Here is a 21,567-nt window from a genome sequence, read left to right as displayed (position 1 = left end):
TCACGCGCAGGAGTTCGCCTTCCGGAGTTCTTGGAGGTTCTCCCGCATCAGGCTCAGGTAGGTCTCTTGCGAGTTGGCGTCCGAAAGGCCCTCGATCGGGCTCAGGACGGCGGTCTTGACGCCGACGTCGCGGGCGATCGTCTCGGCCACCTTCGGGCTGACCAGCTCCTCGTAGAAGATCGTGGTGACGTGCTGGTTCTTCACGATCTTCTGCACCTCCTCGATGCGGGTCGGGGTCGGCTCGGCATCCGGGGTGAACCCGGCGATGCCGACCATCGTCAGACCGTACCGCTTCGCGAGGTAGGCAAACGCCTCGTGGCTCGTCACGAACGTCTTCAATTTGCAGTTCGCCAGCCCGGTCTTGTATTCACCGTCCAGCTTGCCGACCTCGTCGAGCAGCGTCTTGGCGCGGGCCTTGTAACCGTCCGCGTTGGCACTGTCGGCCGTGGCCAGCTTGTCGGTGACCGCGTTCACGACCGCGGCGTACCGGATCGGGTCCAGCCAGAAGTGCGGGTCGAGGGCCTTCTCGTTGTGCGCGGCGGGCTTGACCTCGCCCTCCTCGTGCTCCTCGAAGTCGGCGCCGGTGGCCTCGAGCTGACCGGCCGGGGCGACGTCGAACCCGGCGTCCTTCGCGTTCTGCTCGACGGCCTCGTCGACGGCCGGCTGCAGGCTCTTCTCGTAGACGACCAGTTTCGCTGCGGCGATCTGGCCGACCTGCTTCGGTGTCAGTTCGAGGTCGTGCGGTTCCACGCCGGGTGCGGTCAGTGTGGTGACATTGACCGCGTCACCCCCCACTGTGCGGGCGATGAACTCGAGCGGGTAGAACGAAGCAACAACGTCGAGCTTGCCGCCGGAGCCACCGGCGGAGGGTGAGCCGCCACATCCGGCGAGAGCGACGGCCGCCAGGACGGCGGCACCGGCGACGACAGCGCGAGCACTAGATCTCATGACAATCATTTTCATTTAACTGGAGATGATTGTCAAAACAGGGAGTTCAACCGATGAGCAGCCGACCCGTGGGGCGCCGCCGCGCCGAGCGCCGCGGAACCCGTCGACGCACCTTAGAAACGCCAGCAGGCCATGGTCACGGCCATGGTCACGGCCATGGCGATCACGTCGTGGATACCTCGGTGGTGAACCAGGACGCGATCGTCGCCCGGCGGGTCCGGATCGTGGTCGCGGCCGTTCTGGCGCCGCTGATCACGGCCGCGGTGATCGCGATGATCGTCATGTGGCCGGGCGGCGGCGTGCAGGTGGCGTCGTACCAGACCGAGACGGCGCGCGGCGAGATCACCAAGCTCGCGCCCTGCCCGGACAAGCGTGATCAGTGCGATGTCGCCTCGATCAAACTGAGCACCGGCAAGGACAAGGGCCAGATCGCGCCGGTCCAGGTGCCGCAGGCGGGCAAGGTTCCGATCCCGATCGAGGTCGGCCAGTCGATCATGCTCGGCGTCCAGTCCGACGCCAAGGACATCGCCGACCGGTACGAGTACGTCGACCATGATCGTTCCAAGCCGTTGCTGATCCTGGCCGCGATCTTCGCGCTCGCCGTCGTCGCGTTGTCGCGCTGGCGGGGTTTCGCCGCGCTGATCGCGCTCGCCGTGACCGCGCTGATGCTGACGCAGTTCATCCTGCCGGCGATTCTGAAGGGCTCGAATCCGCTGCTGGTCGCGGTTGTCGGCGGCACGGTCATCATGGCGATAGCGCTCTTCCTGACTCACGGGATCAACGCCGAGAGCTCGATCGCGTTGTCCGGAACCATTGCCGCGCTCGGGATGACCGTCGTACTGGGGTGGTTCTTCACCAAGTTCTGTCAGCTGACCGGCCTGGCGTCGGACGGCGCGTCGGCGGCCCAGCAGTTCGCGCCGAATCTCAGTCTGACCGGCCTGCTGGTCGCCGGAATGGTGATCGGCGCGCTAGGTGTGCTCGACGACGTCACAGTCACGCAGGCGGCCGCGGTGTGGGAGCTGTCCGCCGCCAATCCGTCCGCGTCGCGCGCGGAACTGATCAGCGCCGGTCTCCGGATCGGCCGCACGCACGTCGCCTCGGTCGTGAACACGCTGGTCCTCGCGTACGCCGGTGCTTCGCTGCCGGTGCTCATCACGTTCGCGATCCAGGGGCTGCCGGGGCAGTACGTTCTCTCGACCGAATTGGTCGCGATGGAGGTCGTTCGCGGTCTGGTCGGCAGCCTCGGAATCATTGCCGCCGTACCGCTCACCACCACGCTCGCGGCCCTCGCCGTGGCCGACCGCAACCGGGATCTGGTCAGCGTCGCGCAACCCATTGACAACAACTGAAAATCAGCCCTTCCCCCGGAGTGCACATGCTCCTACAGTGCAATTAGGTCACAGAGAGTCCGCCAATGACTACCTTCTGTGGCCAGTACGGGGTGAGGAGCACTGATGAGATTCCGCCATCGGGACGGCTCGACCGTCCACCTGGGGTACTCCGCGACAGTTCTGCCTGCCACCGACCTGGATGACCTGATCAAGTGGCTGGACGGCTGTGCGGGCGTCGCTCGGGCCGAGCTCGGCGTACCGAAGCTCGGTATCGGACTGTGGCTGGTCAGCCCACTCGCTGACCGGCTGGCCAACTCGCCGGTCGCACTGCGCAAGCTGCAGCGGGCGCTGGCTCGGCAGCAGCTGGAAGTCGTTTCACTGAACGGCGTCGCCCACTCGGCGTTCGTCGACAAGGTGGTCGGCTCCAAGGTCTACTGCCCGGACTGGACCGACACCGAGCGACTCCGGTACACGGTCGACCTGGTGGACATTTTGGCGGAGCTGCTGCCGCCGGATGCACCGTACGGGTCGATCTCGACGCTGCCACTGGCCTGGCGGGAGCCATGGTCCAAACAGCGCAACGAAGCGACCAGGGTGGCGTTCGACCGGCTGGAATTCCACCTGGACCGGACAGAGCGCCGTACTGGTCGACGGATCCGGATTGCGGTCGAGCCGGAGCCGGGGTGCGTGCTGGAGATGGTGGGGCAGGCAGCTGGCTGGCTGAGCACCTACGTCAGCGCGGACGCAGGCAAGTCGCGGATCGGGCTCGGGCTGGATACCTGTCATCTCGCAGTGCAGTTCGAGGAGCCCGGTGCAGCGTTCGAAACGCTGTGGCGTGCCGGTGTGGACGTGGTGAAGGCGCAGCTGTCGGTAGCGCCGCAGCTGGTCGACCCGTCTGACGGAGCTGGTCAGCAGGCGCTGAAAGACCTCAGCGATCCGAAGTTCCTGCGTCAGGTGCGCGAGTGGTGCGGTCCTGGTGTCGACGACATCGACCTGGCCTACCAGCTGTCCGGTCACGCCTGCTGGCGGATGCATGCGCACATCGCGGCGCATGAGCCGCCGCCTGCGCCGCTCACCGCGACTACCGCCGTACTGGATGAGTGTTTGAACCGCCTGGTCGGCGGTGGGCATCCGATGACGCACCACCTGGAGTCGGAGACGTACACCTGGACCCGCCAGCCGCGCACCCGCGTTCAGCTCGCCAAGCGCATCGTCAAGGAACTGCAGTGGCTTCGGGACCGCCTTACTGGCTTGGGTTTGCAGGAGATTTTGGACTAACTGTCGCGACGAAGCGGTGGACGAGCGGGTTTGGCGTGTCGCGGCGCCAGACCAAGAACATCCGTGTCGCCGTGCCCTGGATCGGGCGAGATGTGACGCCGTGACGACCGAGCGCGCGGAAGGAGTCCGGCAAGACGGCGGCGCCGAATCCGGCCGCGGTCAATGCGAGCAATGTCTGGACAGTGCGAGCCTCGGCCCCGATCACCGGCGTCACATCGGCGAGCCGGAAGATCGCCATGATCTCGTCGTAGGACTGCGACGATTCCTCGCGGGGCCAGATAACGAGCGGTACCTGACCGAGCTCGGCAGGCTTGATTTCCTTGCCGGACTGGGCCAACGGGTGATCGGCCGGCAGGAAAGCGGTCATCGGCTCCTGCCACCACAACTGCGTGACGAGCTGTACGTCGGCGGCGGGTAGGCGCTGGACGGCGATGTCGGCCGCACCGGTCAGTACGGCGGCCGACATGGCAGCGTCGTTGAAACTCTCGACCAGGTTGAGCGTGACGTCGGGGAACTCGTTGCGGAAGGTCGCGAGCGTTCCGGCCAGCGGGCCATTGATGCCCGAACCGGCGAACGTCAGCGTGAGCCGCCCGCGGCGACCGGCGGCGATATCGCGGACCTGCTGCTCGGCCGCGGCCGCATCGGCCAGCAGAACGCGGGACCGCTCGACAAGGGCCGCGCCTGCAAGTGTCGGGACGGTACGGCGGTTCTCTTGGGTGAAGAGTTTGGTGCCGAGCCGGCGTTCGAGATCCCGCAGTTGCCGGCTCAACGTGGGTTGGGTGATGTGCAACGACTCAGCAGCCTGAGCGACCGAGCCGGCCTCCGCCACGGCAACGACGTACGAGAGCAAGCGCAGTTCCATCTATGCCTTCCGGGCATGTTCGACGAGCCTAAGAGTGCCTTGAAGGCTAGCTCATCCGCAGCAAGGATCGTCACATGACCAAGAATGAGAGCATCCGCAAGGAGCAGTTCGAGCACGGCATGACTGTCCTCGACGCCGTCGACGGCGAAGGCGGCCAACGCGTCATCGACGCCCTCGCCGACGTCTCACCCGAACTCGGCCACCAGGTCGTCGCCTGGGCCTTCGGCCAGATGTACACCCGCACCGAACTCACCCCCCGCGACCGCCAACTCGTCACCCTAGGCATCCTCACCGCGCTCGGCGGCTGCGAGCCGCAGCTCGACGTACACGTCAACGCGTCGTTGAATGTCGGCCTCACTCGCGAAGAGATCACCGAGGCGCTCCTGCACGCGTCCGTTTACTGCGGCATGCCCCGAGCCCTCAATGCGACCCTCGCCGCGAAGAAGGTCTTCACCGAGCGCGGACTGATCGCCGCTGCCTAAAGGTCCAGATAGCTAGGTGGAACAAAATGTGCCCCCAGCGACAAGGAGTTTCCACCCATGCCTCAGCGAACCGGGCAGGACGGGCTGCAGGGCTTGGCGGTGAGGTCAGGCTTGGTGCGGCGAAGGATCTGAAGAGCCTGTACGGCGGCCTCGCACGGCCGGTTGGTGATGTCGAACCAGCCGTAGCGCAGCGTGGCTTCGGCCCGGAGCGTCGCCCGGTTGTCCCGATCGAGGTCCCGCCAGCGCCGGTGCGGGACGAGGTGGAACCGGCCGTCGAGCTCCACCACCAGCGTGAACCCGTCGTAGAAGACATCAGTGAACTCGTTGTCCACCGAGCGTTGCCGCAGGCCCCTGGGTAACCCGTGCCGACGTTCGACATCGCGCGCATAGCGCAGTTCGAGCAAGGAGTGTGAGCCGGCCGCGACGTCGCTCAAGATCGGCAGCAGCGCATGTCGGTGCCGTAGCCGGGAACGATCGGCCAGTGCCTTGAGGATCTGCGCGGGACTCACCCGTCCGCTCTGGCACGCCTGAGCGACCACCGCGGCAGCGTCGTCCGACGACTGCGAAATACCAACAATGTCCAGTACTGCATCCGCGGGCTTGCGTCGAGGTGGGAGGACCGTGCCTCGGCGCCTGGCCCAGTATTCATCGCGGTGGATGAGAATTCCCGGCTGCGGTCGCACCCTGCGCCGTTTCGGGATGGCGATGTAGATCGGCCGGCTGCTGTCGGGCTTGAGCAGGCCGAGTTGCTCCGCCGCGGTGTAGTGGCTCCACGCGGCTTCGGGGCCGGCGTACAAGAGCGCGGCAAGGCGACCTTCGTCGTACCCGATCGGTCCAGTGTGAGTCGCGTAGACGCCGGGGTGCACGGCTTGCCAGCGGTGGTTACGCAACCCGCGAGTGAGTTGTGATTCGGACCAGCCCGCAGCCTGCAACTGCGCCCGAGAAACGACCCGGCCCTGATGGTGGATCAGCGCGTCGATCCCGTCGTCCGCGAGTTGTCGCGCCCACCACCAATCCATCCCCCAAGCCTGACGGATTGGGCGCCCCCGCGTCGGAGCCCCTGTGGATAACCCCGACTCGCGCCTCACCGGCCATCTAGGTGGAACTAAATGTGCGCGGAGCGACAAGGAGTTTCCACCGAGACGTCACGACCTCGGATGCGCGAGGTTCAGGTTGGTCAGGCTGATTCGCGGATGATCAGTTCGGTGGGGAGGACTACGGGGTCGGCGGAGCCGTGGGTCAGGAGGTTGAGGAGGAGTTGGGTGGTTTGGACTGCTTGGGCGGTCATGGGGGAGCGGATGGTGGTGAGGGCGGGGGCTGCGTAGAGGGCGGCTTCGATGTCGTCGAAGCCGATGACGGCTACGTCGTCGGGGACTCGGCGGCCGGCTTGGCGCAGGGTGCGGAGGGCGCCGATGGCCATCAGGTCGTTGGCGGCGAAGACGGCGTCGAGGTCAGGGTCGTCTTCCAGGAGCTGGCGCATGGAGTCGGCGCCGGAGATGCGGGTGAAGTCGCCTAGGGCAACTATCGAGCGGCGGCCGGTGTCTTTGAGGGTTTCGCGGTACGCCGTGAGGCGTTCTTGGGCAGCGGTCATGTCGAGGGGGCCGGAGATGGTGGCGATGCGGCGGCGGCCTTGGGCGAGGAGATGCTGGACTGCGGCAGTGGCGCCGCCGTGGTTGTCGTTGTCGACCCAGGGCATCAGGCCGGGGGTGGCGAGGCGGCCGTGGGAGACGATGGGCAGCCCGGTCCGCGACAGTATGGCGGGGAGTGGGTCGGCGCCGTCCATCGAGACGAGGATTGCGCCGTCGACGTCACCGGCCGCTAGTGATTTCTCCACCCGGAGGCGGCTCTCGTCGGAGCCGGCCAGCATCAGGGAAACCTGTTTGCCGGCGCTCTCCAGCTCGCGGCTGGCGGCGCGGACGACCATGGCGAACATCGGGTCGTCGGAGACCAGGCCGGCCGGGGGATCGGAGACGATGATCGCGATCGTGTTCGTCCGCTGGGTGACCAGGTTACGGGCGGCGCCGTTCGGAACGTAGCCGAGCTCGGCCACCGCGGCCATCACGATCTCCCGGATCGCGGGCGCGACCGTCGGCTCCCCGTTGATCACCCGGGACACGCTCGACTTCGACACCCCGGCCCGGGCCGCCACCGCATGCAAGGTCGGCCTTCGCATAGTCACCCCTCCCAAGCTTGAGGATGCCACGGTTCCGGAACCTGTCAACTCTTGACACCGTTCCCTGGCGGGCACAGTCTCTGCCTCAGGGAACGTTCCCTGACCGCTTGATCGATGTGCATCCGACTGCCCCGGAGACGCCCATGCCACATCTCACCCGCCCCAGAATCCGATACCGCGCTGCGGCCGCCCTCGCAGCCCTCTTGCTCTTCCTCGGCTTCGTGGTCGCGCTCCCCGCGCGCGCCGCCGACGTACTGCTGTCCCAAGGCAAGACCGCCACTGCTTCCTCCTCCGAGAACGCCGTCTTCGGCGCCGCCTCGGCTGTCGACGGCGATCCCGGTACCCGCTGGTCGAGTGCGTTCGGCGACCCGCAGTGGATCCAGGTCGACCTCGGCGCTTCGGCCACGATCAACCAGGTGCAGCTGGCCTGGGAGACGGCGTACGCGAGCGCTTTCCAGATCCAGGTGTCCAACGACGCGAACAGCTGGACGACGATCAACTCCACCACGAATGGTGCTGGAGGCAACCAAACTCTCAATGTCAGCGGTACTGGTCGCTACGTCCGCCTGGTGGGCACGCAGCGAGCCACGCAGTGGGGCTATTCGCTCTGGGAGTTCAAGGTCCTCGGCAGCGCGAGCGGCCCCGGCCCGAGCTCAGGTCTGCTGTCCTACAACAAACCTGGCGTCGCCTCCACGCAGCAGAGCGACGGCAACTGCTTCGAGTGCACCCCGGCCCGCGCGTTCGACCTCGACCCGGCCAGCCGCTGGGCGACCGCGACCGACTCCGGCTGGGTCGATCCGGGCTGGATCTACGTCGACCTCGGTGCGACCGCACAGATCGACAAGGTCGTCCTGCAATGGGATCCGGCCTCGGCGAAGTCCTACCAGGTGCAGGTTTCGAACGACGCGAACAACTGGACGACCATCTACTCCACCACGAACGGCCCCGGTTTCAAGGAGACCTTGACCGTCTCCGGCACCGGCCGGTACGTGCGGATGTACGGCACGCAACGCAATACGCCGTACGGGTATTCGCTGTGGGAGTTCCAGGTCTACGGCACCGGCGGCGCGCCCAACACCCCCCCGACCCCGCCCGCCGACCCGGCGAATCCGCCGCAGCTGATCTTCGAAGACAACTTCGACACCCCGGCCGGCGCCAAGCCCAACGCTGCCAAGTGGCGCGCTGACCCTGGCATCGGCCAGAACAACGAGCTGCAGGTTTACACCAACAACGACAACGTCCAGACCGACGGCCAGGGCAACCTGGTGATCGAGGCCCGCCGCCAGGAAACCCCCGGTACGGCGTGCCCCATCGACCCGGTCAGCGGTAAGGGCGTCTGCCAGTACACGTCCGGCCGGATCAACACCGGGACGAAGTTCGACACGACGTACGGGAAGGTCGAGGCCCGGATCAAGGTGCCGAAGGGCAATGGTCTCTGGCCGGCGTTCTGGATGATGGGGAGCGACTTCCTCACCGGCCGGCCGTGGCCGTACAACGGCGAGATCGACATCATGGAGATCCTCGGTCGCGAGACCACCAAGGGGTACTCGACGCTGCACGCCCCGGCCTACAACGGCGCCGGCGGGTACGGCGGGACCTACGGTCTGCCGGGTGGCGCGGACTTCGCAGGAGACTTCCACACCTGGACGATGCTGTGGAACTCCACCGGCATCACCTACCAGGTCGACGGGACCACGGTCTTCACTGTTGACAAGGCCCAGCTCGAGGCGACACGCGGGCCGTGGATCTTCGACCACCCGTTCTACCTGATCCTGAACTTGGCCGTGGGCGGCGACTTCCCTGGCCCGCCGGACGCCCAGACCCCGTTCCCGTCCCGCATGCTCGTCGACTATGTCCGCGTCTACCACTGAGAGGTGACCGACCATGAGAAAAGCTCTGTTGACCGTGCTTGCCGTACTTGGTGCCTTCCTGGTGACCTCGGGCAACGCGCAAGCCGCCGAAACTCTGCTGTCGCAGAACCGCCCCGCCCTCGCCTCGTCGACTGAGAACGCCGGTACGCCGGCCGCCGCGGCCGTCGATGGCAACAACGGCACCCGCTGGGCGAGCACCTTCGCCGACAACCAGTGGTTGCGGATCGACCTCGGTTCGACCCAGTCGTTCAACCGCGTGCAGTTGCGCTGGGAGGCGGCGTACGCGAAGGGTTTCCGGATCGAGACGTCGAACACCGGCAACGAATGGATCTCCGCCTACTCGACCACGACGAGCGCCGGCGGTGATCAGAACCTCGCCGTCTCCGGCTCGGGCCGCTACGTTCGCGTGCTGGTCACCGAGCGGGCAACCCAATGGGGAGCGTCGCTCTGGGAGTTCCAGGTGTACGGCGGTACTGGCGGGCCGATCGTTCGAGTCGCGGAATTCCTGGCGGACTGCGCGTACACGCACCGGCTGCCGGACGACCCGATCGTGTTCCCGAACATGCCGGGTGCATCGCACATGCACAGCTTCTTCGGTGCGACCGTGACCAACGCCAACACGACGGTTGACGACCTGGCCAATTCGCCGACGAGCTGCAACCCGGCGGTCGACAGGTCGTCGTACTGGGTGCCTACTTTCTACTCCAACAACCAGCCGGTGGAGCCGACCGGTACGACGTTCTACTACCTGGGCGAAGGTGTCCGGGACGATGTGATCGCTCGGACTCAGCCGCTGCCTTACGGACTGCGGATCGTTGCAGGCAACGCAAAGGCGACCGGGCCGAGCGACAACACCATCTCGCGGTGGTCGTGTCTGCATGCCGGTGATGCCGGTGCTGGGCACGACTTCATCACCTGCCCGGCCGGGTCGATGCTGGAGTCGTACCTGGACTTCCCGCAGTGCTGGAACGGTCGTGATCTCGACTCAGCGGATCACAAGAGCCACATGGCGTATCCGGTGAACGGCGACTGCCCGGCGACCCACCCGGTCCCGGTGCCGAAGCTGCGGCAGGTGCTGCGCTATCCGGTGAACGGCTCCACCGCCGGCTTCCGGTTGGCGAGTGGTGGCGGGTTCACCATGCACGGCGACTTCTTCAACGCGTGGCCGGTGGACGAGATGGCTCGCCGGGTCAACGACTGCATCCGCCCGATCATCAAGTGCGGGGCGGACGGCCGTCCGTGAAGAAGGTTCTAGTACTGGCGTTGGTCGCCGGAGTGCTCGCAGGTTGTGGCTCGCAGCCCCAGCCCCCTGCTCCGGCGGCCTCCGTCGCCACCGTTGCCGCGGTCGACGCGGCGTTCAACCCGACGGATGCCGCCTGGCTCGGGCTGATGATCCCGATGGACGAACAGTTCCTCCGGATCCTCGGCTTCGCGCAGACCAACTCCACAGACCCCGCCGTACGGCGATTGGCGGCGAACCTGACCGCTGGTCATCAGGCGGAGCTCAAGCAGCTGATCGTGTTGCGCGACCGGGCTCGGATCCCGGCGACGAACGCACATGCCGGGCACAACATGCCCGGCATGATGACCGACGAGGAGGTGGCCGCGCTGCAGAAGCTGCGCGGCCCCGCGTTCGACAAGGTGCTGCGGGCCGAGGTGAAAGACCACCTCGCCCAGTCGGCGCTCGTCAGCCGCAGCGTGAAGGCCGCTGGCCAGGAGCCCGGTGTGAAGAAGCTCGCGACCGTGATCGAGAAGGATCGGACGGCGCAGGCCGCTCGGCTGGGGTAGCTTCGTGCTGTGCCAGCCGATGCCTTCGAACCGCCTGCCCACCGCGGCCTGCTCACCGAGAGCATCGCCCGGCGGCTGCAGAACGAGATCCGCTCCGGCGCGATCCCGGTCGGCGCAAAACTGCCGTCGGAGCGTGAGCTCGCCGTACAGTTCGGAGCCAGTCGCAACGTGCTGCGTGAAGTCCTGCGCCGCCTCGAAGCCCAGCACCTGATCGAGGTCGCACCCGGTCGCGGCTCCTTCGTGATCGACCAGTCCACGGCCGACGCCCGCAGCTACGACGCCCTCTACCGCGCCGGCCGGCCTACCGTCCGTCAACTGATCGAAGCGCGCATCCCGCTCGAGGTTGAGATCGTCGGCCTCGCCACCGAACGCGCAACCGACGAACAGGTCGTCGCCATGCGCGCTGCCAACGACGTGATGATCGCCGCCACCGACCCGATCATCAAAGCCCGCGCCGACCTCGAGTTCCACGACACCATCGCCGCCGCCGCCGGCAACCCCATCCTCTGGACGATGCTGTCGTCGATCAGCGGCATGATGTTCGAGATGATGCTCCGCTCCAACTCGGACCCCTCCATCGCCCAGCCCGGCGTCCCGCACCACCCCGAAATCCTCGAAGCCATCACCGCCCGAGACGCCGCGCGCGCCCGCAACCACATGCGCGAACACCTCTCCCTGGCCCTCCGCACCTACGGCGCCGACCTGGATCTAACCCTCGACGCCATGGCCGCCAAACACATCGCCTCCCTGCTGGACCACCCCCCGAGCTAACCCCGTACACGCGCCGCCCCCGCCCGCCATACCGCCTAGCCCACTGAACCCACTGGGCGTCGTATGGGTGGTGCCCACTGAACCCACTGGGCTGAGTGTCCTGTCCGTGCTGCCGGAAAGCCCTTACTGGCAACACACTCCGCACACTCGTGGCTGTCGTGCCCAGTGGGTTCACTCGACGCGGAGGCGTCGGCGAGTGAACCCAGTGCGTCGAGTGGCAGGAGATTGTCGATGGCAAAGGTTTGCTGGCAGCACGGACCGCACAGTCGATGCTTTCCGCGCCCAGTGGGTTCAGTGGGCGGGCAGTGCGGCGGCGAGTGGGTTCAGTGGGCGAAGTCGGTACGGCGGCTGGTGGGCTCAGCGGTGAGCTCAGTCCAAACGCGTGCATCGGAGCGAAGCCGCCGCAGGCTACTGGTGACCAGCCGGGCCTCCGCGCGAGCCCCGGTACGACTTTGAGCACGGGTCAGTCACGGATCCGGCCGGAAAATGACTGGTGGGTGCTCAAAGTGGGTCGGGCGTGCGGCTTGAGCAACGGGTGGCGGATGACTGGTGGGTGCTCAAGTGGTGTCGCGTCTTGAGCGGGGGTGAGGGGCGGACCGCTGGCACTGACTAACTTGCGCGGCAGCCGGTCCCGCACGCTCAGGCGAGGGTCGGGAAGTTCGGTTCTGGGCGCTTGGTCAGTGGGGCGGTTCGCCTTCCGCACCTGCTCCAGGCAAGTGCACCCGGCAACCCACCGCCTCGGCCAGGGGTGGACCTGCGCGCAGCTGCTCTGTTACGGTCCAACTGGTAGGACCAGTTGGACCGGGAGGTGTGATGAGTCGGGGAATCAGTCGCCGAAGCTTTGTCGGGCTCACAGCGGCGGCCGCAGGTGCTGTGACTGTTGGCGCGTGCTCTTCAGGCAAACCGACGGCGGACACCCGTTTGCGCGTGGCGGCGGTCAACCATGTCTGGACTCGCGCGCTGCAGAAACGCTTGCCGGAGTTCGAGGAGCGAATCGGGCGACGCGTCTCGATGTCGCTGCTGACTGGCGACCAGCTCTCCAGCAGCTACAACGTGAAGCTGAACGCGTCCGCCACCGACATCGACGTGATGATGGTCCGCCCGCTCCAGGAACAGCTGCTGTTCGCACACAACAACTGGCTCGCCGACCTCTCGGATCGGGCGCAAGACGCAGAGTTCAACTGGAGCGATTTCCAGGCAGCACCCAAAGAAGCGTCCACCACAGCGGGCAAGGTGCTCACTGTCCCGGTCGTGACCGAGCGGCCGGTTCTCTACTACCGCAAGGATCTCGTCCCGACGCCGCCGCGCACGCTCGACGAGCTGCAGCAGGCGGCCGCGCGCCTCACCACCAAGGGCCGCTTCGGGTACGTCGGTCGCGGTCAACGCAGTGGTGCCGTGACCCAATGGTCGAGCTTCCTTTACTCGTACGGCGGCGATTTCACGCGCGAGGGTCAGTCGGCGATCGCGACCCCCGAGGCGATTGCGGCGTACCAGTATTACGGCGACCTGCTCGGGAAGTCCGGTCCGCCCGGCGCGACCAACATGAGCCTTGAACAGGCGATGCCGATCTTCGCGCAGGGCAAGGCGGCGTTCTACGTCGACGCTGACGCGATCTACACCGGCCTGATCGACCCGAAGGTTTCGGCGGTCGGCGAGACGATTGGCTACGCGCCGTTCCCAGCTGGTCCCGCCGGTTCCAAGCCGTACAACATCCCGAGCTGGAGCCTGGGCATCAACCGGTTCTCGCTACTGCAGGACCACGCGTGGGAGTTCATCCGCTGGGCTGCCGGAAGCGAGACGGTGACCGCGCTGCAGACGGCTGGTATCCCCGGCGCCCGTGAGTCCGTTTGGGCAAACCCAGCAGCGAATAGTGGCTTTCCAAAGGAGCTTGCGCAGGCGATGCAGGTCAACGCGCGCAACGGTGTCGGCCACGATCGCCCCGAGGTGCTGCAGGTCGGCCGGGCCCGCGACATTGTCGGCCGCCCGCTGGTGTCGGCGATCCTGCAGCAAGACGTCGCAGCGGTCGCGCGCGATGCCGACAAGGGGTTCGCCGAGTTCCTGGTTCGCGACAACCGCCACCGGGAGTCCTGATGGCCCTCACGATCGAGCAGTCCAACCGCCGCCTCAAGTGGGCGATGCTGACGCCCGCGCTGCTGTTCGTCGGCGCGATGATCATCTTCCCGTTGCTGTTTACGCTGAACCTGAGCACCACCGACGCCTTCGGCGCAGTGAACGCCGGCGCCAAACACATCGGCCTGCAGAACTTCGCCGACGCGTTCAGCGACAGCCGACGCTTCTGGCCGGCCGTCTGGCGAACCATCGGCTTCACCGTCGGAGCGGTTGCCCTCGAGACGGTCTTCGGGCTCGCGTTGGCCATGCTGATGCGCAGAGCATTTCGCGGCATCCGCTGGGTGCGGACCGTGCTGATCATCCCGCTGCTGGCGACCCCGGTGGCGATCGGCATCCTCTGGCTGCTCATCCTCGACCCGACCAACGGCATCGCGAACCACCTCCTCGGCACCCTCGGCATCCCGCCGCAAGAATTCCTCGGCTCGGTCTCCGGATCCCTTCCCACGCTGGTGTTGATCGACGTCTGGCAGTGGACGCCGATGATGACGCTGCTCCTGCTCGCCGGCCTGTCGACGCTCTCCGAAGAGCCGGAAGAGGCAGCGAGTATGGACGGCGCCAACGCCTGGCAAAGATTCCGGTACGTCGTCCTGCCGATGCTCGGCCCGACCCTCACGACTGCGCTTGTCCTGCGAGCAGTCGACGGGCTGAAGACGTTCGACATCATCTACGCCACCAAGGGTGCCGGCGGTGGTTCGTCGTTCGAGGCGGAGACGCTCAATGTCTATGCCTACGGACTCACCTTCGACTACCAGGAGTACGGCCTCGCCGCGGCAGTGCTCGTCATCTTCACCCTTTTCATCATCGGCGTGGTCGTACTACTCCGCCGGAGGTCAGCATGAGAACCCCCAGCATGAAGGCCCTGCGAGGTCTCGCGATCACGGTCGTCGCGCTGTTCTTCAGCCTGCCGATCGTCTGGATGTTCGCGGCCGCGTTCAAGACCAACGTGCAGGTCACCGACCCGTCGATCGGGCTGATCTTCAAGCCCACGCTGGACAACTTCAAAGCAGTGATTGCCGACGACCGCATCCTCCCGTCGATGGTCAACTCGCTCATCGTCGGTGTCACCTCGACAGCGCTTTCGGCGATCATCGCCGTACCGGCGGCTTGGGCGGTCGGCAGATTCCGCATGCACCGCGCCGGTTCACTGGTGCTGGTCGCGCGGATCGTGCCGGCCATCTCGCTGCTCGTGCCCTGGTACTACCTGTTCGCGCAGGCCGGCCTGGTCGGCAGCTACACCGTGCTGATCCTGAGCCACATGTTCGTCTCGGTGCCGTTGATCCTGTGGATCATGATCGGCTTCTTCGAAGGACTCCCGATCGAGCTCGAAGAGGCCGCCCGGGTCGACGGCCTGACCGCGTTCGGAGCCTTCCGCCGGATCGCGTTGCCGCTCGCAGCCCCCGGTACGGCGACCGCCGCCGTACTGGCGTTCGTCGCGAGCTGGAACAACTTCATGTTCGCGTTGATCCTGTCCGATGAGCACACGATGACCGTGCCGGTCGCGCTGTTCTCGTTCATCTCGTACGCCGGTACTGACTGGGGCGGCCTGATGGCAGCCTCGACCGTGATGACGATTCCGGTCGTCGTGGTTGCCGTCCTGGCGCAGAAACATCTCGTTGCCGGCCTCACTGCCGGCGCCACGAAAGGCTAAGCATATGAAGATCGTCGACGCGTCTGTCGTCGTCACCAGCCCGGGCCGCAACTTCGTCACGTTGCGGATCACCACGGACGACGGCGTGACCGGTCTGGGGGATGCGACGCTCAACGGTCGCGAGCTCGCGGTGGTCAGCTACCTGCGCGATCACGTGGCGCCGCTGCTGATCGGCCTCGACCCGCACAAGATCGAGGACACGTGGCAGTCGCTGTACCGCGGCGCGTACTGGCGGCGTGGCCCGGTCACGATGGCGGCGATCGCGGCCGTGGACGTGGCGCTCTGGGATATCAAGGCGAAGGTTGCGAATCTGCCGCTCTACCAGCTCCTCGGTGGTGCGAGCCGCGATCGCGTCCGCACGTATGGGCACGCGAACGGTCGCGACCTGCCCGAGCTGTTCGACTCGGTGCGGGAGCGGATGGCGCAGGGATACCAGTCGATCCGGATCCAGACCGGCGTACCGGGTCTGAAGCGCGTGTACGGCGTACATGGCGAGCCGGAAGTACTGCAAGGTTTGGAGCGGGCGGACGGGCACCCGCGCCCGCTCGTCGAGGACTGGGATACGGGCGCCTATCTGCGGCACACGCCGTCGGTGTTCGAGGCGGTGCGGAACGAGTTCGGTCCGGATCTGCCGCTGCTGCACGACTCGCACCACCGGTTGTCACCGATTCAGGCTGCGAGGCTGGGTAAGGACCTCGAGCCGTACGACCTGTTCTGGCTGGAGGACTGCACGCCGGCCGAGAACCAGGAGGGCCTGCGGCTGGTCCGCAGTAAGACCACGACCCCGCTGGCGATCGGCGAGGTCTTCAACACCATTCACGACTTCCGCACGCTCGTGAACGAGCAGCTGATTGACTACGTGCGCGCGGCCGTCACCCACTTCGGCGGGGTTTCACCGCTGAAGAAGCTCTTCGACTTCGCAGCCCAGCAGCAGATCAAGACCGCGATCCACGGACCGGAAGACATCTCGCCGGTCGGCATGGCCGCGGCGATCCATATGGATCTGGCGGTCCACAACTTCGGCATCCAGGAGTACGCCGGCTACACGCCCGCCACCGAAGAGGTCTTCCGGCACGCGTTTACCTTCACCGACGGTCACCTGCACCCGGGCGAGGCACCGGGCATCGGCGTCGAACTCGACGACGAACTGGCCGCCGCGCACCCGTACGCACCGGCCTACCTCCCGGTGAACCGCCTAGCCGACGGCACCGTCCACGACTGGTAAATCAGGCCCCGGCGATCCGGGAGACGCCGAAGAGCAGGATCACCAGGATCGAGAAGACCCGCAGGAACTTCGGGCCGGTCGTCACGGCCGGCCAGGAGAGGAACGCGAGCCAGCCCAGCACCAGGGCGAGCAGGATCAGGGCCGGTACGGCGACCGCGACCGGAGCGAAGACTCCGATCAGCGCCAGGACCCCGGTGATGATCGGAAGGGTTAGCTTCGGCATCCCGTGCAGCCGCGCGACGTACGGGTAACTGATCTTGGTGATCCGCTGCCGCAACGGACTCACCGGCTGACTGCTGGGGGAACTCATGGACCCATTGTTCCAGGTCACCGAACCAGCTTCGACCGCGACGCCGTAGGGTGACGCGGGTGTTCGTCGTGATCAGGTTCCGGGTGCCGGAGACCGAGCAGGTGGAGTTCGCGGTCCGGTTGGCCGCGGCGGTCGAGGTGCTGGGCCGGCAAAAGGGGTTCGTCAAAGCGCAGACCGGGCGGAACGTCGACGACCCGGAACTGCTCGCGCTCACCCTCGAGTTCGTGAACGTCGGAAGTTACCGGCGCGCGTTGTCGCCGTACGAGGTGAAACTGACCGCCGTACCGCTGCTGTCGCTGGCAATCGACGAGCCCACCGCCTACGAAGACCTGGCCACGGATCGGACCGAGTTGCTGCCGCAGCAGTGATGCTGTGCTGAATGCGACTTCAGCCGCCCCGGACCGATAGCCTGGTGTTTTCCGTACCCGACCTGTGCCCGTTTCTGGAGTTCAAAAGTGCCCGTGGAAACCGTCGATGCCGTCGTCAGCCTCAGTAAGCGCAGAGGCTTCGTGTACCCCTGCGGCGAGATCTACGGCGGAACCAAGTCGGCCTGGGACTACGGCCCGCTCGGGGTGGAGCTGAAGAACAACATCCGGACCCAGTGGTGGCGCTCGATGGTGACGAGCCGCGACGACGTGGTCGGGCTGGACTCGTCGGTGATCCTGCCGACCAAGGTCTGGCAGGCCTCCGGTCACCTGCAGGAGTTCGTCGACCCGCTGACCGAGTGCCAGTCGTGCCACAAGCGGTTCCGCGACGACCACCTGCGCGAGGACTACGCCCGCCGCAAGAACAAGGACGCCGACACCGTCGAGCTGTCCGAGATCGCCTGCCCGAACTGCGGGAACAAGGGCACCTTCACGCCGCCGCGGATGTTCAACGGCCTGCTGAAGACGTACCTCGGCCCGGTCGAGTCCGAGGAGGGCCTGCACTACCTCCGCCCGGAGACCGCGCAGGGCATCTTCGTGAACTTCGCGAACGTGATGGGTACCGCCCGCAAGAAGCCGCCGTTCGGGATCGCCCAGGTCGGCAAGAGCTTCCGCAACGAGATCACCCCGGGCAACTTCATCTTCCGGACCCGCGAGTTCGAGCAGATGGAGATGGAGTTCTTCGTCGCGCCGGGCGCCGACGAGGAGTGGCACGAGTACTGGCTGAAGGCGCGCTGGGACTGGTACACCGGCCTCGGTCTGAACCCGGACAACATGCGGTTCTACGAGCACCCGAAGGAGAAGCTGAGCCACTACTCGAAGCGCACCGTCGACATCGAGTACAAGTTCAACTTCGGCGGCAAGGAGTTCGACGAGCTCGAGGGCATCGCGAACCGGACCGACTTCGACCTGTCCACGCACTCCAAGCACTCCGGCGCCGACCTGTCGTACTTCGACCAGGAGAAGGGCGAGCGCTGGACGCCGTACGTGATCGAGCCCGCGGCCGGCCTGACCCGCAACGTGCTGGCCTTCCTGCTCGACGCCTACACCGAGGACGAGGCCCCGAACGCGAAGGGCGGTGTCGACAAGCGGACAGTCCTGCGCTTCGACCCGCGGATCGCGCCGGTCAAGGCCGCCGTGCTGCCACTGTCGCGCAACACCGACCTGTCGCCCAAGGCGAAGGACCTGGCCCAGGAGCTGCGGAAGAACTGGAACGTCGACTTCGACGACGCCGGTGCGATCGGCCGCCGCTACCGCCGTCAGGACGAGATCGGTACGCCGTACTGCATCACTGTGGACTTCGACACGCTCGAGGATCACGCGGTCACCATCCGTGAGCGCGACTCGATGAAGCAGGAGCGCGTCGCGCTCAGCGAGGTCACCGGCTATCTCGCCCAGGCGTTGGTGGGCTGCTGACATGCGAGAGTTCTGACATGAAATTGCTGACGGGTGAACGAGTACGTTTCGGCCTGGCCGTCTTCGGAGTCTCGGCGCTGGCTGTCTTCTTGCTGACCGCGTGCTCGGACACGGACCCCCAGTCGGGCCCGTCAGCACCGAACAACAGCACTAGCTCCGGCCCGTCCACCGCGCCGATCCCCACCGCGTCGACCCCGACGCTGAAGCCGATCCCGCAGCCGGCCAAGCCGTTCCCGACCCCGGTCGTCACGGGCGCACCCGCCGACGACGCGCCGCTGGCCAACCGGATCCGCTTCGCGATCGCCAAGCAGACCCAGGTCACGGCAGGCAAGGCCGCCAAGACGACGGTCAACTGCCCGGGCCTCAACGACGCCGACAAGCCCGGCAAGCACACCCTGAAGTGCACAGTCACGTACGCCGGGAAGTCGCTCACCGGCACGTTGACGGTCGACGCCCAGCCGTACAACGCGTCGTACAAGTTCACGTCCGAACAAGTTGCCGTGGTCAAGGAAAAGGTCGTCGACGCGGTTGTCCGCGCGGTGCCGGACGCTTCGAAGATCACCTGCACCATGGACTTGGTCGCCGTCGTACCATCGACAGGTGACGGCATCCGCTGTGATGTCACCACAACCGCCAACGCGGTCGTTCCCCATAACGCTCGAATCTCCGGCGACGGCAAGATCCTCGTCGCAAAGGCCTGATAAATGCTCAAGCTCGGCAATCTGACCATCGATACCCCAGTGGTGCTCGCGCCTATGGCCGGCATCACCAATGCGGCGTACCGGCGGTTGTGTGCTGAGCAGGGCGCCGGGCTGTACGTCTGCGAGATGATCACCTCGCGCGGCATCGTCGAGGGCGACCAGAAGTCGCTCGACATGCTCACGTTCGACGACCGCGAGACGGTCCGCTCGGTCCAGCTGTACGGCGTCGATCCGGTCTACATCGGCAAGGCCGTCCAGCTGCTCTGCGACCAGTACGGCGTCGCTCACGTGGACCTGAATTTCGGGTGTCCGGTCCCGAAGGTGACCCGCAAGGGTGGCGGCGGGGCGCTGCCGTGGAAGCGCAATCTGCTCGGCGCGATCCTGAAGTCGGCCGTGCAGGCGGCTGCGCCGTACGGGATTCCGGTCACGATGAAGACCCGGATCGGGATCGACCTCGAGCACCAGACCTATCTCGACGCCGGCCGGATCGCGGAGGAGTCGGGCGTGGCCGCGATCGGGCTGCACGGGCGGACGGTCGCGCAGGCGTACTCGGGCCAGGCGGACTGGACGAAGATCGCCGAACTGGTCGAGCACGTGAACATTCCGATCCTCGGCAACGGTGACATCTGGGAGGCCGGTGACGCGCTCCGCATGGTCGCTGAGACGGGCTGCGCCGGTGTGATCGTCGGCCGCGGCTGCCTCGGACGGCCGTGGTTGTTCCGCGATCTCGCGGTGGCCTTCGACGGCGGTGACGCGCTCAACCTGCCGACGCTCGGTGAGGTCGCGGCCGTCATGCGCCGGCACGGTCAGTTGCTGGCCGAGCTGATGGGGGAGCAGCGCGGTCTCCGCGACTTCCGCAAGCACGTCACCTGGTACCTGAAGGGTTTCCCGGCCGGCGGCGAGCTCCGCGCCGCCCTCGGCATGGTCGAAAACCTGGCCAGCCTGGAAGAGCTCCTCAGCCAGCTCGACCCGACCGTCCCCTTCCCGACCGGTGAGCTGGGTGCTCCGCGCGGCCGCCAAGGCAGTCCCCGCGAGCGCGTCATCCTCCCGCACGGCTGGCTGGACAACACCGACGGTCTCACCGAGGACCTCGCCGACGCCGAAATCGGCGTCTCCGGCGGCTAGGGCGCGTCTCTTAAGCCCCCGCCTACTGCGCTGCACCCGGCACGGCACCTCGCCGCACTGGAGGGAAGGCCACGATGGAAAAGCATCGAGGCCTTCCCTCCAGCGCACCGATGCACCGCACCGAGCACATGCTCGCTACGGCGCGGACTTAAGAGACACGCCCTAATTCCCGCTGAGCTCAGCGCGCAGTTTCGCGGTGAATTCGGCACGCTGGGCGTTGCCGTTGGGGAGTTGATCGCCAAGCTCCCAGCGCCAGGCGATGACGATCGCCAGCATGAGCAGTCGGCATTGCCGCACCAGTTCCGGATCGATGCCCGGATAGTGCGCGGCGATCTCTTCCGGCGCATGCGCGATGTCGAACTCGACCGGCCCGCGGCACACCGTCTCCCAGTCGATGAACAGCGGTCCATCCGTCGTACTCAGCAGGTTCCCCGGGTGCGGTTCACCGTGCAGCAGTTGCTCGGGGGCACCCGCATCCAAGACTGCTCGGCTGGCCCTGGTCAGCGTCGTGACCACAAGGTCCCGATCGGCCTCGGTCGCCTCTGGTGAGAGGGCCGGATTCGCCAGCACATACGTGGCTTCCACCACCCGATCCATGAAATGCGGGGTCGGTACGTCGACCTCCCGCATCCCCTCGTGGAGTCGCTGCAGCGCCGCAGCGAACTCGGCCGGCGGGATCGGCGCCTGTGGTTCGTAGTACCGCCAGAAGCTGACCGAGATGCCGTCCTGCTCGTAGACCTTCGGATCGGCCGGCGCGACCGCCGGATACCCACCTTCAGCCAAATGCCGACCGAGCTCCAGTTCCTGCTCGAACCCGTGCTCATCCGCCAACGCCACCCGCGCGACGACGTCGTTCGGCAGCAGCCGCAGGATCACCTTGTTCGATGCGTTGAGCACGATCGCGTCCGCCGCCGACGCGATCGCCTTGGCCACTGCTACCGCCGGTTCGACATCCACCCGGCGACCGTATCCGGCGCTCGCCACCCACGCGACTCGTTTAACCCCAACCCGTGTTACCAGCAGATTTTCTTTGCTCCCATCCCTTGACCTGACATAGCCCGAGGGTGGACGTTGGTCCGCATC

21 protein-coding genes are annotated in these 21,567 nt (G+C 66.5%); 15 read left to right on the top strand and 6 right to left on the bottom strand.

Translation table 11 applies throughout. The features are described 5' to 3' along the window. Entirely contained in the window at positions 1 to 948 is a 948-nt protein-coding gene (locus tag E1263_RS18110) for a metal ABC transporter substrate-binding protein (RefSeq protein WP_132168825.1), read from the bottom strand. Between the two features lie 170 nt (positions 949 to 1,118). Between E1263_RS18110 and E1263_RS18105 the strand changes: the two genes are divergently transcribed. After that, positions 1,119 to 2,297, top strand: coding sequence for a YibE/F family protein (locus tag E1263_RS18105; RefSeq protein ID WP_238161307.1), 1,179 nt, complete (start codon positions 1,119 to 1,121; stop codon positions 2,295 to 2,297). 105 nt (positions 2,298 to 2,402) lie between these two features. Next, positions 2,403 to 3,557, top strand: coding sequence for a metabolite traffic protein EboE (eboE, locus tag E1263_RS18100; protein ID WP_132168821.1), 1,155 nt, complete (start codon positions 2,403 to 2,405; stop codon positions 3,555 to 3,557). Here the strand turns inward: eboE and E1263_RS18095 are convergent. Further along, a complete protein-coding gene (locus tag E1263_RS18095) occupies positions 3,523 to 4,419 on the bottom strand; it encodes a LysR family transcriptional regulator (RefSeq protein ID WP_132168820.1) in 897 nt (298 codons plus the stop codon). The two genes, eboE and E1263_RS18095, sit on opposite strands and share 35 nt — an antisense overlap. A gap of 74 nt (positions 4,420 to 4,493) precedes the next feature. Here E1263_RS18095 and E1263_RS18090 point away from each other — a divergent pair, with 74 nt between their 5' ends. Continuing rightward, a complete protein-coding gene (locus E1263_RS18090; protein ID WP_132168818.1) occupies positions 4,494 to 4,901 on the top strand; it encodes a carboxymuconolactone decarboxylase family protein in 408 nt (135 codons plus the stop codon). A gap of 62 nt (positions 4,902 to 4,963) precedes the next feature. On the opposite strand, the gene E1263_RS18085 is transcribed toward E1263_RS18090, so the two are convergent. Together E1263_RS18085 and E1263_RS18080 are read right to left on the bottom strand one after the other, a co-directional pair. After that, positions 4,964 to 5,920: a type IV toxin-antitoxin system AbiEi family antitoxin domain-containing protein gene (locus tag E1263_RS18085; protein ID WP_132168816.1), complete on the bottom strand. Its 957-nt coding sequence runs from the start codon at positions 5,918 to 5,920 to the stop codon at positions 4,964 to 4,966. Positions 5,921 to 6,078: 158 nt separating this feature from the next. Further along, complete coding sequence (locus E1263_RS18080) at positions 6,079 to 7,074, bottom strand: LacI family DNA-binding transcriptional regulator (RefSeq protein ID WP_132168814.1); 996 nt, start codon at positions 7,072 to 7,074, stop codon at positions 6,079 to 6,081. 143 nt (positions 7,075 to 7,217) lie between these two features. Between E1263_RS18080 and E1263_RS18075 the strand changes: the two genes are divergently transcribed. The 8 genes from E1263_RS18075 to manD all read left to right on the top strand — a co-directional run bounded on the left by E1263_RS18075 (position 7,218) and on the right by manD (position 16,507). Continuing rightward, the gene (locus E1263_RS18075) at positions 7,218 to 8,945 is read left to right on the top strand and encodes a discoidin domain-containing protein (protein ID WP_132168812.1); all 1,728 of its coding nucleotides are present in this window, start codon (positions 7,218 to 7,220) and stop codon (positions 8,943 to 8,945) included. Positions 8,946 to 8,958: 13 nt separating this feature from the next. Then, positions 8,959 to 10,188: a DUF1996 domain-containing protein gene (locus E1263_RS18070; protein ID WP_132168810.1), complete on the top strand. Its 1,230-nt coding sequence runs from the start codon at positions 8,959 to 8,961 to the stop codon at positions 10,186 to 10,188. Beyond that, complete coding sequence (locus tag E1263_RS18065; RefSeq protein ID WP_132168808.1) at positions 10,185 to 10,733, top strand: DUF305 domain-containing protein; 549 nt, start codon at positions 10,185 to 10,187, stop codon at positions 10,731 to 10,733. Before E1263_RS18070 ends, E1263_RS18065 begins: the two co-directional genes overlap by 4 nt. Before the next feature lie 9 nt (positions 10,734 to 10,742). Continuing rightward, a complete protein-coding gene (locus E1263_RS18060) occupies positions 10,743 to 11,504 on the top strand; it encodes a FadR/GntR family transcriptional regulator (RefSeq protein WP_132168806.1) in 762 nt (253 codons plus the stop codon). Positions 11,505 to 12,317: 813 nt separating this feature from the next. Further along, the gene (locus E1263_RS18055) at positions 12,318 to 13,595 is read left to right on the top strand and encodes an ABC transporter substrate-binding protein (protein WP_132168804.1); all 1,278 of its coding nucleotides are present in this window, start codon (positions 12,318 to 12,320) and stop codon (positions 13,593 to 13,595) included. Beyond that, positions 13,595 to 14,473 (top strand): carbohydrate ABC transporter permease, encoded by an 879-nt coding sequence (locus E1263_RS18050; protein ID WP_132168802.1) that lies wholly within the window; start codon positions 13,595 to 13,597, stop codon positions 14,471 to 14,473. The genes E1263_RS18055 and E1263_RS18050 overlap by 1 nt, the downstream gene beginning before the upstream one ends. Next, complete coding sequence (locus E1263_RS18045; protein WP_132168800.1) at positions 14,470 to 15,282, top strand: carbohydrate ABC transporter permease; 813 nt, start codon at positions 14,470 to 14,472, stop codon at positions 15,280 to 15,282. The genes E1263_RS18050 and E1263_RS18045 overlap by 4 nt, the downstream gene beginning before the upstream one ends. Positions 15,283 to 15,286: 4 nt before the next feature. Beyond that, a complete protein-coding gene (gene manD / locus E1263_RS18040) occupies positions 15,287 to 16,507 on the top strand; it encodes a D-mannonate dehydratase ManD (protein WP_132168798.1) in 1,221 nt (406 codons plus the stop codon). A 1-nt stretch (position 16,508) separates the two neighbouring features. On the opposite strand, the gene E1263_RS18035 is transcribed toward manD, so the two are convergent. Then, positions 16,509 to 16,817: a DUF6703 family protein gene (locus E1263_RS18035; protein WP_132168796.1), complete on the bottom strand. Its 309-nt coding sequence runs from the start codon at positions 16,815 to 16,817 to the stop codon at positions 16,509 to 16,511. A 59-nt stretch (positions 16,818 to 16,876) separates the two neighbouring features. Between E1263_RS18035 and E1263_RS18030 the strand changes: the two genes are divergently transcribed. The 4 genes from E1263_RS18030 (at position 16,877) to dusB (ending at position 20,484) form a co-directional block, all read left to right on the top strand. Continuing rightward, complete coding sequence (locus E1263_RS18030) at positions 16,877 to 17,185, top strand: antibiotic biosynthesis monooxygenase family protein (RefSeq protein ID WP_132168794.1); 309 nt, start codon at positions 16,877 to 16,879, stop codon at positions 17,183 to 17,185. A gap of 87 nt (positions 17,186 to 17,272) precedes the next feature. Continuing rightward, positions 17,273 to 18,658: a glycine--tRNA ligase gene (locus E1263_RS18025; protein WP_132168792.1), complete on the top strand. Its 1,386-nt coding sequence runs from the start codon at positions 17,273 to 17,275 to the stop codon at positions 18,656 to 18,658. A 17-nt stretch (positions 18,659 to 18,675) separates the two neighbouring features. After that, entirely contained in the window at positions 18,676 to 19,359 is a 684-nt protein-coding gene (locus E1263_RS18020; protein ID WP_132168790.1) for a hypothetical protein, read from the top strand. 3 nt (positions 19,360 to 19,362) lie between these two features. After that, entirely contained in the window at positions 19,363 to 20,484 is a 1,122-nt protein-coding gene (gene dusB, locus E1263_RS18015) for a tRNA dihydrouridine synthase DusB (protein ID WP_132168788.1), read from the top strand. Between the two features lie 162 nt (positions 20,485 to 20,646). On the opposite strand, the gene E1263_RS18010 is transcribed toward dusB, so the two are convergent. Then, positions 20,647 to 21,441, bottom strand: a complete 795-nt coding sequence (locus E1263_RS18010) for a phosphotransferase family protein (RefSeq protein WP_132168786.1) — start codon at positions 21,439 to 21,441, stop codon at positions 20,647 to 20,649. Positions 21,442 to 21,567 lie beyond the last annotated feature (126 nt).

Origin of the sequence: Kribbella antibiotica, assembly GCF_004349055.1 — a bacterium.
In the GTDB taxonomy this organism is placed as follows: Bacteria; Actinomycetota; Actinomycetes; order Propionibacteriales; family Kribbellaceae; genus Kribbella; species Kribbella antibiotica.
This window is presented reverse-complemented; position numbering and strand designations above follow the sequence as displayed.

Excerpts from the sequence above, each read along its gene's own strand:
- manD (WP_132168798.1), top strand. The coding sequence starts at position 15,287 with ATGAAGATCGTCGACGCGTCTGTCGTCGTCACCAGCCCGGGCCGCAAC.
- E1263_RS18095 (WP_132168820.1), bottom strand. The coding sequence starts at position 4,419 with ATGGAACTGCGCTTGCTCTCGTACGTCGTTGCCGTGGCGGAGGCCGGC.
- E1263_RS18020 (WP_132168790.1), top strand. The coding sequence starts at position 18,676 with ATGAAATTGCTGACGGGTGAACGAGTACGTTTCGGCCTGGCCGTCTTC.
- E1263_RS18085 (WP_132168816.1), bottom strand. The coding sequence starts at position 5,920 with ATGGATTGGTGGTGGGCGCGACAACTCGCGGACGACGGGATCGACGCG.
- E1263_RS18075 (WP_132168812.1), top strand. The coding sequence starts at position 7,218 with ATGCCACATCTCACCCGCCCCAGAATCCGATACCGCGCTGCGGCCGCC.
- E1263_RS18055 (WP_132168804.1), top strand. The coding sequence starts at position 12,318 with ATGAGTCGGGGAATCAGTCGCCGAAGCTTTGTCGGGCTCACAGCGGCG.
- E1263_RS18110 (WP_132168825.1), bottom strand. The coding sequence starts at position 948 with ATGAGATCTAGTGCTCGCGCTGTCGTCGCCGGTGCCGCCGTCCTGGCG.
- E1263_RS18045 (WP_132168800.1), top strand. The coding sequence starts at position 14,470 with ATGAGAACCCCCAGCATGAAGGCCCTGCGAGGTCTCGCGATCACGGTC.
- dusB (WP_132168788.1), top strand. The coding sequence starts at position 19,363 with ATGCTCAAGCTCGGCAATCTGACCATCGATACCCCAGTGGTGCTCGCG.
- E1263_RS18035 (WP_132168796.1), bottom strand. The coding sequence starts at position 16,817 with ATGAGTTCCCCCAGCAGTCAGCCGGTGAGTCCGTTGCGGCAGCGGATC.
- eboE (WP_132168821.1), top strand. The coding sequence starts at position 2,403 with ATGAGATTCCGCCATCGGGACGGCTCGACCGTCCACCTGGGGTACTCC.
- E1263_RS18050 (WP_132168802.1), top strand. The coding sequence starts at position 13,595 with ATGGCCCTCACGATCGAGCAGTCCAACCGCCGCCTCAAGTGGGCGATG.
- E1263_RS18090 (WP_132168818.1), top strand. The coding sequence starts at position 4,494 with ATGACCAAGAATGAGAGCATCCGCAAGGAGCAGTTCGAGCACGGCATG.
- E1263_RS18080 (WP_132168814.1), bottom strand. The coding sequence starts at position 7,074 with ATGCGAAGGCCGACCTTGCATGCGGTGGCGGCCCGGGCCGGGGTGTCG.
- E1263_RS18070 (WP_132168810.1), top strand. The coding sequence starts at position 8,959 with ATGAGAAAAGCTCTGTTGACCGTGCTTGCCGTACTTGGTGCCTTCCTG.